8 protein-coding genes are annotated in these 14,080 nt (G+C 51.2%); 5 read left to right on the forward strand and 3 right to left on the reverse strand.

Going from position 1 to position 14,080, the window contains the following annotated elements; all coding sequences use genetic code 11:
• Positions 1 to 85 precede the first annotated feature (85 nt).
• Together QUB30_RS22510 and QUB30_RS22515 are read left to right on the forward strand one after the other, a co-directional pair.
• Positions 86 to 1,369 carry a hypothetical protein gene (locus QUB30_RS22510; RefSeq protein WP_333337730.1) on the forward strand — a complete coding sequence of 428 codons (1,284 nt, stop codon included), beginning with the start codon at positions 86 to 88 and terminating at the stop codon, positions 1,367 to 1,369.
• 286 nt (positions 1,370 to 1,655) lie between these two features.
• Positions 1,656 to 1,985, forward strand: a complete 330-nt coding sequence (locus QUB30_RS22515) for an RNA-binding protein (RefSeq protein WP_333072609.1) — start codon at positions 1,656 to 1,658, stop codon at positions 1,983 to 1,985.
• A gap of 227 nt (positions 1,986 to 2,212) precedes the next feature.
• On the opposite strand, the gene clpS is transcribed toward QUB30_RS22515, so the two are convergent.
• Positions 2,213 to 2,494 (reverse strand): ATP-dependent Clp protease adapter ClpS, encoded by a 282-nt coding sequence (clpS, locus tag QUB30_RS22520; RefSeq protein WP_190658451.1) that lies wholly within the window; start codon positions 2,492 to 2,494, stop codon positions 2,213 to 2,215.
• A 286-nt stretch (positions 2,495 to 2,780) separates the two neighbouring features.
• On the opposite strand from clpS, the gene QUB30_RS22525 reads away from it, so the two are divergent.
• Complete coding sequence (locus tag QUB30_RS22525; protein ID WP_333337734.1) at positions 2,781 to 3,377, forward strand: DUF3172 domain-containing protein; 597 nt, start codon at positions 2,781 to 2,783, stop codon at positions 3,375 to 3,377.
• Between the two features lie 178 nt (positions 3,378 to 3,555).
• On the opposite strand, the gene QUB30_RS22530 is transcribed toward QUB30_RS22525, so the two are convergent.
• A complete protein-coding gene (locus QUB30_RS22530; RefSeq protein WP_333337736.1) occupies positions 3,556 to 4,380 on the reverse strand; it encodes an AMIN domain-containing protein in 825 nt (274 codons plus the stop codon).
• A gap of 90 nt (positions 4,381 to 4,470) precedes the next feature.
• Between QUB30_RS22530 and QUB30_RS22535 the strand changes: the two genes are divergently transcribed.
• Positions 4,471 to 5,028 carry an NUDIX hydrolase gene (locus QUB30_RS22535; RefSeq protein WP_333337740.1) on the forward strand — a complete coding sequence of 186 codons (558 nt, stop codon included), beginning with the start codon at positions 4,471 to 4,473 and terminating at the stop codon, positions 5,026 to 5,028.
• 613 nt (positions 5,029 to 5,641) lie between these two features.
• Here QUB30_RS22535 and QUB30_RS22540 read toward each other — a convergent pair.
• On the reverse strand, positions 5,642 to 12,874 hold the full coding sequence (locus QUB30_RS22540) for a DUF4347 domain-containing protein (protein ID WP_333337743.1): 7,233 nt from the start codon (positions 12,872 to 12,874) through the stop codon (positions 5,642 to 5,644).
• Positions 12,875 to 13,378: 504 nt separating this feature from the next.
• Here QUB30_RS22540 and QUB30_RS22545 point away from each other — a divergent pair.
• Positions 13,379 to 13,522, forward strand: a complete 144-nt coding sequence (locus QUB30_RS22545) for a hypothetical protein (RefSeq protein ID WP_333337747.1) — start codon at positions 13,379 to 13,381, stop codon at positions 13,520 to 13,522.
• The last annotated feature ends 558 nt before the right edge of the window (positions 13,523 to 14,080 follow it).

Genomic DNA, 14,080 nt, shown 5'->3' on the forward strand with positions numbered 1-14,080 from the left:
GACTCAATTGTTGCCCTTGAACTGCCAATTCATTAAGCTAATAGCGTTGAAAGCTCCTGCCCCAGCCTCGGAGGGTTAATCCACAGTGAACGACTACAACAGACAAAGCCACGAAGAAGAAGAACAGCTACTTTACAACCACTGGATGGAGTTGGTACAAGTAGAGCCGCCGGCCGAACTCATCAGCCGTTTTCGCACTTTGTTTATCCAAGGTACCGGATATCCCGATCGATCCGTCGCCGACGCACTCGAAAAAATAGCAGCCTCAAAACACGCCGAACAAGAATTCAAGTACATCCTCAACCGCTGCTGCCACATCCTGATCAACCGCTGGCAAACATACCCCAGCAAGCAAGCAGCCATCCCTGAATTGATCGCTCTGTTTGAAGAAGCCCCGAAAATATTATTTGGATACAGTCGATCGCGGGCGACTCATTCCATCCCCAAATTAGTAAATCAATTTACCGAAAGCGAACAGTACCTCACCCTCCAACGCTTAGCCAAAGTCATCACTCACAGCAATGAAGACAGCAGCCACAGCAAAACCCCCGCTAGCCTTGCCCTGGGAAACTTAATTCCTCGCTATCCTTACCTCTACAAACACTGCCTCCTCAGTGACGACAGTACCTACGAACAGCAGAAAATCATTAAAAAAATCCAAGCTCAAAAGCAGCAGCAATTTGAAGTCAACCTCTCGCAATACGTCGCTCATCAAGTGAGGAAAGCCCAAATAGCACGTCGGGAAACATCAATTTCCTTTGGCAGAAATATACAGCCTATAAAAAACCCGACGCTGTTGAGCGACCCGGAACTGTTCTTTGCCCTCAAGCAATTTGTGGGAAAAGTAGAAGGAGCCGATACCTACAGACAGCTAGCGAGCCGGTTCAGGACGAACGCCAGCACAACTCAGTCCTACGGCTCCTTTAAAGACGACTTGTACGAATACCTGATTTCTTCTGTCACCGACGACCGCTACGGCAAACGTCTATTTAACGAAAAATTGTATAAGCAACTACAAAATACCCTTCCTCACAGCGAGGGTCAGAAGTTTAACGAATTTTTAATGATCAGAACTTGCAGCCAGTTATTGAACTTTCTAGTAGTAGAGAGTCCTGTGCGGCCCAACCACTTTGTTTTCATCGACCTGATCTCAAACCTCGGCCCCACCCAAACCACAGGTTTGCTGCTGAAGATCGTACTAATTTGCGGCAAAGTCAAGCCATACCTAGAAAAGCGGTTAGCAATTTTGTTCGGTCACTACGAATTCAGTACCCGAGAAGGCGTGGTTTGGTTAGTCAAAGCCCTGGAAAACCTGAATCTAGCTTTGAGTACCAATTTTGGCAAGGTAGACGTATCTTTCCTGCGGTGAGAGTCGGCACCACAACTTTCTGTGCTTCCACCTTGCCAAAACATCAAACCGAGGAACCGGCTTTCTGAATACCCTAAAAGTTTTACGTTTAATTTGAACTACCTAATTAACTCCTGAAACCTACTCAAAAGACGCTATTCTATGTTAAAGTACCAAGTGTGAATCAGATTCAGTTGCAGGCTTTGTTCATTGCTACAGAATTGTCTAAAAACTTGCCCTTCTGTATCGGCAGGGGACTCTCCGAAACTGAAATCTTCGCACTGTCTAAATTTTGGAGTTATTCCTCATGTCGATATACGTCGGTAACTTATCCTACCAAGTTACCCAAGAAGACATCACCACCGTCTTCGCCGAATACGGAACCGTTAAGCGAGTACATCTACCTACCGACAGAGAAACCAGTCGCCCCCGCGGCTTCGGTTTTGTAGAAATGTCCACAGATGCAGAAGAAGATGCAGCCATTAGTGCTCTCGACGGAGCAGAGTGGATGGGTCGCGACCTCAAAGTTAACAAAGCCAAGCCCCGCGAAGATGAAGGCGGCCGGGGTGGCGGCAACCGGGGCGGCGGCCCTGGAAAATTTGGTCGCGCAGGAGGAGGCGGAGGAGGACGTTATTAATTTCCTCGAATCAAGATTTGAGATTGGAGAGTTGAAATTGGCGATCGATCTCGCCTAGCTCCGAAGCACTTCCGGCCGTTCCGAACAACCTATGCTCTTCAAATTTCCATATCTACCGGATTAAATATACCAAAAAGCCAAGGGCCTAACCCTTGGCTTTTTGGTATGACGGTGGACGGTATGAGTCTGAAACCGGCTGGGCGAATCCGTTGCAGTACCGTTAGGTTCTAATCGTCAGGTTCAATGGTGCTGCTCAATCCGTGATTATTGAGTGTTTCAGCGTAAAACTCAGCGTGTTCGAGAGCGCAAACAATCACCAATCCCATCCCGTTAGTATGGGCTTCCATCATCACATTTACCGCCTGTGGCTGAGTCAGACTCGGTACCGTCGCCATCAAAGTCTGCACCACGTACTCCATAGGATTGAAATCATCATTGTGCAGCAGAACGCGGTAGCGCGGTGCAAGCTTGCGGACTGTGGAAGGCTTTTGAATAATTTCGACAGACACTAATCTATACCTCCTGACTTGTAAAATGTTAAAATTTGTCAACAATCTTGAGCCGGATTCCTCCGCTGTGCAAGAGTGTGTCACTTTCAGTTATTTTATTGAAATCTGAAAATTCACACAAGGCAGCCCCTTGGTCGATCGCGAGCTGTGAACCCCACGCCAAAGCCACAGAGGCCGTCCTGGCCTGTAGCAACAACCTTCCTAGCGCCATAATATTAGAAAGGCGAGCTCTGTTAAAAATAACAAACTACTACCTGTTGAGTCTCCAGAACTGACGGAACCTTATATGAAACGCAAACCTAAATCCTACAACGACGACAGATTCAACGGCGACCCATCCCGGGGAGATGAAGACTCCGGCTTGTTTGGCGCACCGTCGCGCCGCCAACCTCAGTCCGGCAAACCCTCTTTCCTGAATTCCGCCACCCTTGGGATTTTAACAGCCGTCTTTATTCTGGGAATTGGGATTGGCATTGCTTTTAGCTCCACCGCTACCATTAGCCCAGAGAACGTAGCATCGCGCGAATTTATCGATCGCAGCGCCCCGAACCCAGAACTTTGCGTGCAGTTTGGAGCAAGCGCTATGGTGACAGATATGCGGCTCTACGTCACCCTCAACCCCTTCAACGTCTACATCTCGCAGCCGAGTATGCGCCCCGGATGCGTCCTGCGAACCAATAACTGGGCAATTCTGGAACAAAGAAAACTCATCAGCCAAAACCAAGTGCGAGAGTGCAAAAATCGCATGAACACCTTTGGCTTCACCGGCCCCCTAGAAGCTCAACCCGAAATTAACTGTATCTACCAAAACGACGGCGCTAAAAACCTGTTCCTCAACCAACCGGGTTCGATAGCTCCAACGACTGAAGGTCAAAGTTTCTAAATCGCCGATATAGCGGTTTTAAGTTAGGTGAAATACAGATATGTGGTGGGACTTAGGCTTGGCCTAAGTCCCTACTTTATTTCATAAGCTGTCGGGCATCTTGCACTGTATTTTTCGGGCTGGCGGGAGGCCCAACCCTACTCCCCACAAGAATTTCATCAAACTTGACTGTAGCCTGCTAACCAGCATTCGATCGTCCCCGAGGAAGTGGTTCACCAAAAATAAGCATCCGCTGTTGGGGTGCAGCAGCCGCCGTTCTTGGAGGATCTAAGCGGGTTACAGCAGCAGCTTGTACCCCACGGCGTTCGTTAAGGGGAAAATTAACTAAAGGCAGTGTTATCGGCCGGATTTGGTCGTTTGGAGTTGGCTGCTGCCAAGAATTTGTAGCGGGATTCGGGGAAGTAGGAGGCTCAGCTCGATCGACCTCTGTTGCAGCAGTTGAGTTGGGATATCTCGGCGGCTGGTTTTGCGGTACTTCTATTACAGGCTGGGATTGAGTTTCCCGAGTTTCCATACTCGAAGTCGGTTCGATCGAGGGACGCAACACCCAGCGATTTTCTACTCCGATTCTTTGGAATTGAACTTTCCCTGCGCTGAAACCGACTCCGGGAGCCAAATTGACCATAATTCTCGCCGTTCCCGGTTGAAGTTGACTCACCTCCACAGAACGCACTGTGCCTTGCGGGTATAGCTGAGTTGCATCTACTGCGATCTCCGTATTGGGCAAATCCACAGCCATTTGACTGGGATTGAGTAGAGAATACTTGGGCGTTGTTCCCTCTGGGAGAGTAATTTCTAACTGATTCGTCGCCGGATCGAATTGCCAACTTGTGACTGTAGAAGCATTTGCTGGTTGCTGTGCTGCGGGCACTGCTGCAACTGCGGCGGCGACTGCTAGACTCAAACTCAGTGACTCGATCGCCAACAATCCGCGTGCTAGAGAATTAACAGTCAATTTTTGTAAGTCTTCCCAAAATCTTGGGAGTAATGTTTTGTATGGCATGGCGGCTGAGTGAAATTTGAGATTTGAAATAAATTATTGATGGGAAAATTGTGCCTTCGGATGACGCTGAAAGTTTAGCATTATGGCGATATGAAAAATTTAACTAAATGGAAATTATTGCGGTCGCGCTTCGTTATTAACAACAAGTGGTGTCAGGTTAGACAAGATGAAATAGAATTGCCAAGCGGACAAATTATCGACGACTTTTTTGTTCATATCCGACCCAATATCGCCCTAATATTTGCCACGACAGAGCAGCAAGAACTTGTATTTGTGCGCCAATACAGGCATGGGGCACGCGAGATTTTGCTGGAACTGCCGGCCGGAGGTTTCAATCCTGCTGAAGAAAGCGGGCAATCTGCTGCGGCCAGAGAACTTGCCGAAGAAACGGGATATGTTGCTGAAGAAATTGTGGAACTAGCAACCTTATATGATAACCCCGTAAAAGACACAAATTCTATTTACCTATACTTTGCTAAAAATGTCAAGCTGGCTAGCAAAATACAATTGGATATTACAGAAGATATTGAAGTAGTTTTAGTGCCGCTTGCCGAAGTTTTGTCAAAAATATCAAACCGAGAAATTTGTGTAGCAGGAAGCATCGCAGCTATTTTTTTAGGATTAGATTTTTTGAACAAACAGCCGTAAAGTGTGGTGTGCATAGAGCCATATACGCTCCGGTTAAAGTTCTACGATCTGTCCTGGACGCACGCTTCCAAAAAAAACGGTTTCTGGTTGTCACGATCGAGTGTTTACGACCAAATTACTGGAAGCAACCGGGTTTTTGCGTAATCGTAATATTAAATTTGTTAAGCTTTCGCGCATTTAAATTGTATATTCTCCGCGGGCGGGACGCCCGCCCCACAAGACTTTGAGTTTTTTTGACAGACAATTTAAATGCCGAACAGCTTAGCATCGGAATTATTCATATATCTCTTCTCGACCTCTGCGTGAAACAGCGTCAATCCCTTGTCATCTGCGGTTAATACATTCTATTATTTTAACCGCAGATACAGGGAGATAAACACAGATAAACGCAGATGAATTAGATCGAATCCGGTTGCACAGTCCGCAGTTTAATTTGGACTGGATTTGAAGCCAGACGATGCTACCGGATTTGATATCAGTCCTGATTCTATCCCAAGAAAAAACCACAATATCAGGTTGGTAGTGAGGAATTCAGAGAGAGTTTTCGGAGGACTGGAGTCCTCAATACCAACCCGATCCTGGTTATTTTACGGGACATAATATGAGTCCTCTCTTACCGAGCAAGAGTCATAAAATCCACAGCATTCAGAGAATTATTAGATCCAAAAACCTGAGCCAAAACCTCACCAGTCGTAGCAACTTGCAGGACTGTGCCGTTGGCGGTGGAGTTAATGCGCAAGGAGTCGAAACTCAAGCCGTCGGCGAGGACAAACTTGTCAGTTCCTACTTCAAAATTGAGCACTGTATCGATACCGCTGTTGCTATTTAACACAAAGCGATCGCTCCCAATACCTCCAATTAAAGTATCATCTCCCCCGTCGCCAAACAGCCAGTCATCTCCTGCACCCCCGTTGAGAATGTCAGCATCTTTTCCTCCATTGAGAGTGTCATTGCCATCGTCCCCGTTGAGAGTATCTTGCCCTTCATTGCCGTATAAAAGGTCATCGCCGGTGCCACCGTTGATGCAGTCTTGCTGGCCGCTAGCACCCACGGGGCCTAGATCGTTTTCCCCCCGATCGCCAAAAATGGTATCGTTGCCCTCATCGCCGCACAAAATATCGGTGCCGTCATCGCCGTAAATCAAGTCGTCGCCGGCATCTCCGTGCACGCAATCGTCATCCTTGCCGCCGCGAACAGTATCATTGCCAAAACCCCCACCGAGAGAGTCGGAACTCTCACCGCCGCCCTGGAAGTCGTTACCATCTCCGCCAAATAGCAAATCGCGGCCGTCAACATCCGACACTAACTGGTTTTGCAAGCCGCCGTAAAGCGAATCGTCTCCCTCGTCGCCGACTATCGTGTCGGAACCGAGTTCGCCCCAAATCATGTCGTTATCTTTGCCACCTACCGCTAAGTCGTTAGCTTTGCCGGCAAAAATGCTGTCGTTACCGCTACCTCCGCCGATGATGTCGCCGGTGTCGTTGCCGAAAATTAAGTCGCCTTGTTCGGTAGCAATTATGCTGCCAGCGGCATTGCCGTAGTCGCCGAGTATCGTGTCCGAACCTTGATTGCCGTAGAGAGTGTCTGGGTCAGTTTCGCCGAAAATGCGATCGCCCCCTTTGCCTCCAAACACCAAATCTCGGCCGTTGCTGCCCAGGAGGGTATCGTCTTGTTCTTGGCCGTTCATCAAGTCGTTGCCCTCGCCTCCAAACAGCAAATCGAAGCCCTCGGGGTCGCTGCCCTGGGAGTTGAGGACGCCGCCGAACAGAGAGTCGTCTCCGTTGTTGCCGTAGAGGGTGTCCGGGTTCTTGTCGCCCCAAATCAAGTCCTCTTCTTTGCCCCCTGTCGCGATGTCAGGGCCTTTGCCCGCGTAAACGGTGTCGCTGCCTTGATTGCCAGCAATCGCGTCGCCTGAAGATCCGCCGAAAATCAGGTCGCCGTTGTTACCGGTCAAGTCGATGCTGTTGCCGTTGTCACCGACGATCGTGTCGGGGCCGCGATCGCCGTACAATGTGTCGGAATTGCGATCGCCAAAAATGCGATCGTCTTCTTTGCCCCCGAACACCACATCGGTTTCTTTGCCCGCATAAACGATGTCGTTGCCCCTACCGGCAGCGATGAAGTCTCGCTGTTGGTCGCCGAAAGCGATATCACTGCCGCCTTCACCTAAAACTGTGTCGTCGCCGCCAAAGGAGACAAACAGTTCGTTAGCATCGTTCCCTGTTAAGGAATCGTTTCCGGGAGTGCCTAGAATCGCGTTTTGGATGTCGATGAGTTCTCCGGCGTTTGAGTCGAAGTTAAGTATTTGCGAAGGCTGGGGTTGGATAAATGCGATCGTCGGCAGCAGGGGCAAGGGGTCGCAACCGCAACCAGTATCCGGTTCGGCAACTCGACCGAAAATAGGCGTAGGTGTCGGTGCGGGTTCCGGCGTAGGTGTCGGTGCGGGTTCCGGCGTAGGTGTCGGCGCGGGTTCCGGCGTGGGTGTCGGTGCGGGTTCCGGCGTGGGTGTCGGCGCGGGTTCCGGCGTGGGTGTCGGCGCGGGTTCCGGCGTGGGTGTCGGCGCGGGTTCCGGTGTGGGTGTCGGCGCGGGTTCCGGTGTGGGTGTCGGCGCGGGTTCCGGTGTCGGCGCGGGGGCGGGTTCCGGTGTCGGCGCGGGGGCGGGTTCCGGTGTCGGCGCGGGTGTCGGCGCGGGTTCCGGTGTCGGTTCGTTAAGGGGAATGACAGAGACAGTGGCAACTGCCGCACTCGTGGCACCGAGGTTGTCTGTAGCGCTGTAGGTGAAGTTTGCCCCTGTGAAATTGCCGGACGCCTGGAAGAACAACTGAGTAATTTCCTCGGGTGTCAGGGTTTGACCTGCCGTGACCGGCACTCCCTGGCTGGGCTCGCCCAAGAACAGCGTGCTTTCATTGGCAGGCGGCAAGGTGTTTACGGTAAAGGAAACCACCGTTCCGTCGGGGTCGGTTCCTCCGAGTCCGGGGATGTTTGCGCTTGTTCCCGGCAACAAAGCGACGCTGGAGTTGTTGGCGACCGGTGGCTGGTCGGCGGGAGGTAATAGTGCTAGCAGAGAGGCTGTAGCGGGGGCTGGACTGATAGCGCCGCGGCTGTCTGTGGCGCTGTAGGTAAAGTTGGCGGCTGCGAATTCGCTGGTTGCTTGAAAGAATAACTGGCTGATTTGAGTTGTGTTCAGTCTTTGATTGGGCGTCACCCGGATTCCCTGGCTGGGGTCGCCCAAGAACAGGACGCCTTGATTTGCCGGCGGCAGGGTGTTGATGGTGAAGAATTCGATCGAGTCGTCGGGGTCTGTGGTCGTCAGTCCTGTGAGGTTTAAGGTGCTGTTTGGCGGTAGCGTCTTGCTGATATTTGTCGGTACCGGCGGGTCGTTGAACGCCAGCGACACCAGAGAAACTGTGGCAGCAGGACTGCTGTCACCGAGATTGTCCTTGCTGCTGTAGGTAAAGTTAGCCCCTGTAAAATTGTCTGCCGATTGGAAGAATAACTGCGTGATTTGCTCGGCTGTCAGGGTTTGATCGGGCGTGACGGCTACTCCCCCGGTTGCGGGGTCGCCCAAGAACAGGACGCCTTGATTTGCCGGTGGCAGGGTGTTGATGGTGAACGTAACCACTGTGCCGTCTGAGTCTCTGCCTCCGAGTCCGCTGATTTTGACCGCGCTGTTGGGCGTTAGCCCTGCGTTGCTGCTGTCGGCTGATGGAAATTGGTTGGGTGCGGGCTGAGCGCTGATGGCGGTGGTGACAGTGGCTCTGGGTTCGGAACCGTTGTTATTGCTGGGTTCTGGATCAAAAGTGGTCGATCGGCTCTGGGAAGTATTGCTAATGGTGCCCGTCGCCGGAACGACTACTGTTACCTCGCGGTTGGTGTTGCTGCCGCTAGTCAAGCTGGGAATTGCTGGGAAGGTGACAACCCCTGTCACTGGGTCGTAAGTGCCGTTATCGGATGCGCTGACTCCCGTTAAACCGGGAATGATGCTGTCTGTAATCACTACGTTTTCAGCAGCATTCGGCCCGTTGTTGGCGGTAGTTATAGTATAAGTCACAGAACTGCCGGCAGGAGCAGATGTGAGACCGGTCTTGGACGTAACCAGGTCGGCGCGGGCTGCACCGATCGAGGTAGTGACTCGACCCCCAGGCTGACCGGGCGCTGCGACTGTCGAGCCGTTGTTGTTCGTCAAGTCGGGGTCAGCAGTGGACGATCGGCTCGATACAATGTTGGTGATGCTCGTCAGGGTAGTCGGCGGTACAAAGCTGATGGTGCGGCTCTGGTTGGTGCCGCTGGCTAAATTCGCGATCGCTGGGAACTCGATCGCCCCTGTGGTTGGGTTGTAGGTTCCGCCGTCGGACACGGTGACTCCCGTTAAGCCGGGAATCAGGCTGTCGGTGATGACTACGTTGGCTGCGGGACTGGGGCCGTTGTTGGTAGTAGTAATTGTATAAGTGAGCGTCCCGCCCGCGTTGATGCTGGCCGGAGCCGTTTTTTGGGTGACAACATCGGCCACAGCACCGATCGAGGTAGTGACTCGACCCCCAGGCTGACCGGGCGCTGCGACTGTGGAGCCGTTGTTGTTCGTCAAGTCGGGGTCAGCAGTGGACGATCGGCTCGATACAATGTTGGTGATGCTCGTCAGAGTAGGCGGCGGTACAAACCTCAGGCTGCGGGTGACGCTGCTGCCGCTGGCTAAATTCGCGATCGCTGGGAACTCGATCGTCCCTGTGCTTGGGTTGTAGGTTCCGCCGTCGGACACGGTGACTCCAGTTAAGCCGGGAATCAAACTGTCGGTGATGACTACGTTGGCTGCGGGACTGGGGCCGTTGTTGGTAGTAGCAATTGTATAAGTGAGCGTCCCGCCGGCGTTGATGGCGGCCGGAGCCGTTTTTTGGGTAACAACATCGGCCCTGGGACTGACGGTGGTGGTGACGGTGGCGGTGGGGTTTGTACCGTTGTTGTTGGCCGGAGTGGAGTCGGGAGTGATCGAGCTACTTCTGGCCGTATTGCTGATGGAAGTTAGGGTGGGCGGTACTGTGAAGCCGATCGTCCGGGTGACTGTCTCCGCGTTGGCAATTGCCACGGGCGCGAAGGTGACAATGCCCGTCGCTGGGTCGTAAACGCCGCCGTTAGATGCCGTGACTCCGGTTAACCCGGGAACTATGCTGTCAGTGATGGTTACAGCTTCTGCAGGACTCGGGCCTAAGTTGACTGTGGCGATCGTGTAGCTGACCGAGCTACCGGGGGTAGCACTGGTAGAGCCGGTTTTGGTGGTTGCAAGATCCGCGTTGGGCCCGATACTTGTCGTAACGCTAGAGTTAGTGGGAGTGCCGTCTTTGTTGGTTGCCGAACCGTTGTTGTTAGTGGCGATCGGATCGAAAGTCGCCGCGCTACTCCGGGCCGTGTTGCTGATGGCGGTACGGGTGGCTGGGGCAATGAAACTGATAGTGCCGGCCGCAGTAGCCGCATTTGCCAGCGCTGTCAGTGCAGGGAAGGTGACAATGCCCGAAACTGGGTCGTAAGTGCCGTTATCGGATACGCTGACTCCTGTTAAACCCGGAACAATGCTGTCAGTGATAGTCACGTCGGCAGCGGGGTCTGGCCCCCTGTTAGTCGTAGTCAGCGTGTAGGTGACGCTTGACCCGGCCGAGGTAGTCAAAGGCCCGCTTTTGGTAGTTACTAAATCCGCGACTGTATCGACAACTGTGGTAGAGACTACACCAGGCCCCTCGACTTGCCCCGGCGGGAGTATACCGCTGTTGTTGCTGAGGTCGGGGTCGAAAGTCGAGCTAGTGCTGAATGCAACGTTGGCAAAACTGCTACCGCTGGTTAAACCGGGCGGCAGATTAATTGTCAGGGTGTAAGTGAGAGTCTCGCCGGCATTGAGAACGGGAATTAACGGCCAGGTGACGGCCTTCGTTTGGTTCACGTAAGTGCCGTTGTTGGAGGCACTCAGAACCGGCGGCAATCCGCCTGGAAGCAGCATTTCTAACGGTATTTCGTCTTGAATCAGGACATTTGTAGCGGGCGCTAGCCCCCTGTTTACTGTCGTAATCGTGTAGGTAATGCTGCCCCCGGGCTTGACGAACTGCGGGCCGGTCTTGATCGTGGCAATGTCGGCCGAGATACTGGGAGGATTGATAGTTTCTACTACCAGGTTTTGAATTTCGTGAGCGTTGTTGGCGCTTCCTGTCGAACTGCCAAAACCAAACTTGAAAATTGGCGGTATTGCGCCGTTGGTGTTTACCAAGTTGGGGATGTCGATCGCTGTAGTTTCGTAGATGCCGTCGAATTCTTTATCGAAGGCAACGGTGAGGCGAGAGGGATTATCTTCTAGATCGTTAGATGGATTCAGCGTAATTTGAACGGATCTTTTGGCTAAATCGCGATCGCTCGTGAACGTATTGCTGAAGTTAAAAGTGCTGCCGGGAGGGCCGATAAAGTTAATACTCGTAGGAATGTTATCGATGCCGAAGGGAACGATCGCATTTGTTAAAAACGGATAACCGTCTGCTTCATTGCCTCTAACCGTTACGGAATCAGGTCTGAAAGCACCAATAGAGGATCCGGGAATCGGAGGGGGCTCCGGGCCGGATCGCCCTTCTGTGGATGTTGAAAAATTGCCAAACTCGTCAAGTCCAATGCCTAAATAACCTCCTTCAATACCGGGTATACCCGTTCGTTGAGCGTAGCCCAAAGAACCGCCAAAACCCCCAGTCCTAGTTGGGCTGACAGTGCCGTCAATGAAAAAGAAACCCAGGCCGTCTGCCGGCTGAGGGTCAATAGATGAGTCTAAAGGAGCAGGAGATTGCTGGCTTGAACCGTAGGAATAAAAATCAAACTGGATTCTGAGACCGTCGGTTGAAGGAATGGGGTTGTTGTAGATGACGAAGGCTTCCCGAAGGTTTACTGCTGGAGTTAATCGCAGAACGCCATTGCCGGGCCTATCGCCGCCCAAAGCCGGAAGTACGCCGGATACTGTGCCTCCGGTAATGCCGGGGATAGGTTGATTCGCTGCTGGAGGCCCCCCGGGATTGAACAGCGCACCGTTTTTTCCCCCGTAAATCCAAGGTCCCCTAACTGTCGCGTTCTTGAAAGTCTCGTTAACTAAGATGCCGAGGACGTAACTGTATGCCTCCCGCACTTCTTTTTCAACGGCGATACTCGCGTTGATTTCCCCTGTGGCGAATTTTAATTCCCAGTCGCCGCCGAGTTCCGCACTCCCCGTCAAGCCGTCGTTCGCTGCAATATCTGCACCGGCAATCAAGCTCAGCCGCCGCACGAAGGCCGCGCCCCTTTCCCCTGCTGCGACGCTGCACCCGAATAACAAGATATCTCCTCTCTCGCTGAGGGCTTTTCCCCACTGCTGCAACAAAGGGCTGTAGGTTTCTAAGTTATCGCTGCAAAGTTCGATCGACCCTAGTTGCACCCCCGCTTCTCGACCGTGAGAAACGATCTGAATGCTGTCTAAATCGCTACAATTAGCCAGAATTCTAGTAATTTGCTCTACTCCATCCCGCGTCGATTCGAGTACAAATACCTCTGTACCCGCTGTTGCTCCCCTTGCCAAGCTATCGCAGTTCTCTACTCTCGAATCGACGAACAGTACATTTTTTACAGTCCGGCCATCCACCGATTCAGTCAACAGCAAAAATTCTCTGTGGGGTTGCCCAATACCCTCACCGCTACAGGGTTTTTGAGACAGGAAACACTCCTCTGTTTTTGCTGGTTTTATTGTTTTTTCCTGAGTATAAATTGCTGTTTTTCCGCTAATTTTTTCCGCAATATTTGCCGTGAATTTACCTACGTTTTTGTGGCAAAAAGTTGGAGCGTGGTAGATGCTTTGCATGGTAGAATGACCTCATTGATTCTATGTAAGATGCCCACTTCAAGATGATAATTATCACCTATTGAAAAGTTGAATTGCAGAGTTATATGTTCTGCTGCTTGACTGCCATTGAGAGCAACGGGCGGATTTTATTCATCACAAAGCGGTGCTATCTTGTTATTTGATAGCATTGCAAATATCGCCTACGCAAGCGCTGAGGATTGGAAGTTTGATTTCCAATAATCTATCTAGCGAATGATATTTTGTTTTCCGTTTTCTGTTAGAGAGCGTATCTGTTAAACGCAGATATTTATATCCCGCAGTAGACAATAACAGGACTTATCAAAAATAGGACTTACTAGCGAATCCAAAACCGGGTTTTTACGAAAATATTTCGTTCCCGCCCGCAGATTCGGTAAAAAACCCGGTTTCTTTGGTCGGAATGCGTAAGTCCTAAAAAATTTACTTGATGAAGTTTTCTGTCATCGTCTAATGCACTTTATTTGCAGAGAAATTTCAGCACTTATGGACGCACAAACCTGGTTTTATGGACGCAAAGACTTCGTGGCAGCCCTCGCTCCCGGTAAAAAACCCGGTTTGTTCGGTTTTGGTGTGCAAGCCCTGTTCGCATCGGGCAACCCGACATTAATTACGAAATGCTGGCCGTGACATAATTAGGCCGGCAGTGCCCAAGGCGTGTGATTAAATTAAAATATACATACCCTATATAGACGAGGCGTCTTAAAAATTCATGAGTTGCAGTCTAGAGACCACAATCCTGGTTTGAGACTGCTTTGCTGCGATGCAAAAACAGATGAGTCCCGCCCAAAACCAACTTCTCAAACTGTCAACTTAGAGTCTGCGAGCGGGTTTATATTTAAGAATTGCTCGTGACAATCGTTGGTGCAGAATTTTTCACGATCTTTTGGAGAAATCGGCTTGCAGATTTGCGCGTCTACTTCGACTACGCTCAGTACAAGAGCTACTTGCGATTTTTATTCGCTAATTTTCTCAATTGCAGGAGTTAGGCCCAGGAGACTAGAAACCAGATTTATTCCTAGATTTCTCGCGGCTCAACCAAAATTTATGGTCTAAACCTGGTTTCTGAGCGCAAGTCCTCAACTAGAAAAACACCGATCGCCATGCGCCAGTTATGGCAACTTTAACCGAGCAATACTGCTTGATTGGGTTTTAATTGCTGAGTTTTAGCGACGCTCATCCAGAACA

Source organism: Microcoleus sp. BROC3, from assembly GCF_036702515.1.
Lineage (GTDB): Bacteria > Cyanobacteriota > Cyanobacteriia > Cyanobacteriales > Microcoleaceae > Microcoleus.

Excerpts from the sequence above, each read along its gene's own strand:
- QUB30_RS22515 (WP_333072609.1), top strand. The coding sequence starts at position 1,656 with ATGTCGATATACGTCGGTAACTTATCCTACCAAGTTACCCAAGAAGAC.
- QUB30_RS22540 (WP_333337743.1), bottom strand. The coding sequence starts at position 12,874 with ATGCAAAGCATCTACCACGCTCCAACTTTTTGCCACAAAAACGTAGGT.
- QUB30_RS22535 (WP_333337740.1), top strand. The coding sequence starts at position 4,471 with ATGAAAAATTTAACTAAATGGAAATTATTGCGGTCGCGCTTCGTTATT.
- QUB30_RS22530 (WP_333337736.1), bottom strand. The coding sequence starts at position 4,380 with ATGCCATACAAAACATTACTCCCAAGATTTTGGGAAGACTTACAAAAA.
- QUB30_RS22545 (WP_333337747.1), top strand. The coding sequence starts at position 13,379 with ATGGACGCACAAACCTGGTTTTATGGACGCAAAGACTTCGTGGCAGCC.
- QUB30_RS22525 (WP_333337734.1), top strand. The coding sequence starts at position 2,781 with ATGAAACGCAAACCTAAATCCTACAACGACGACAGATTCAACGGCGAC.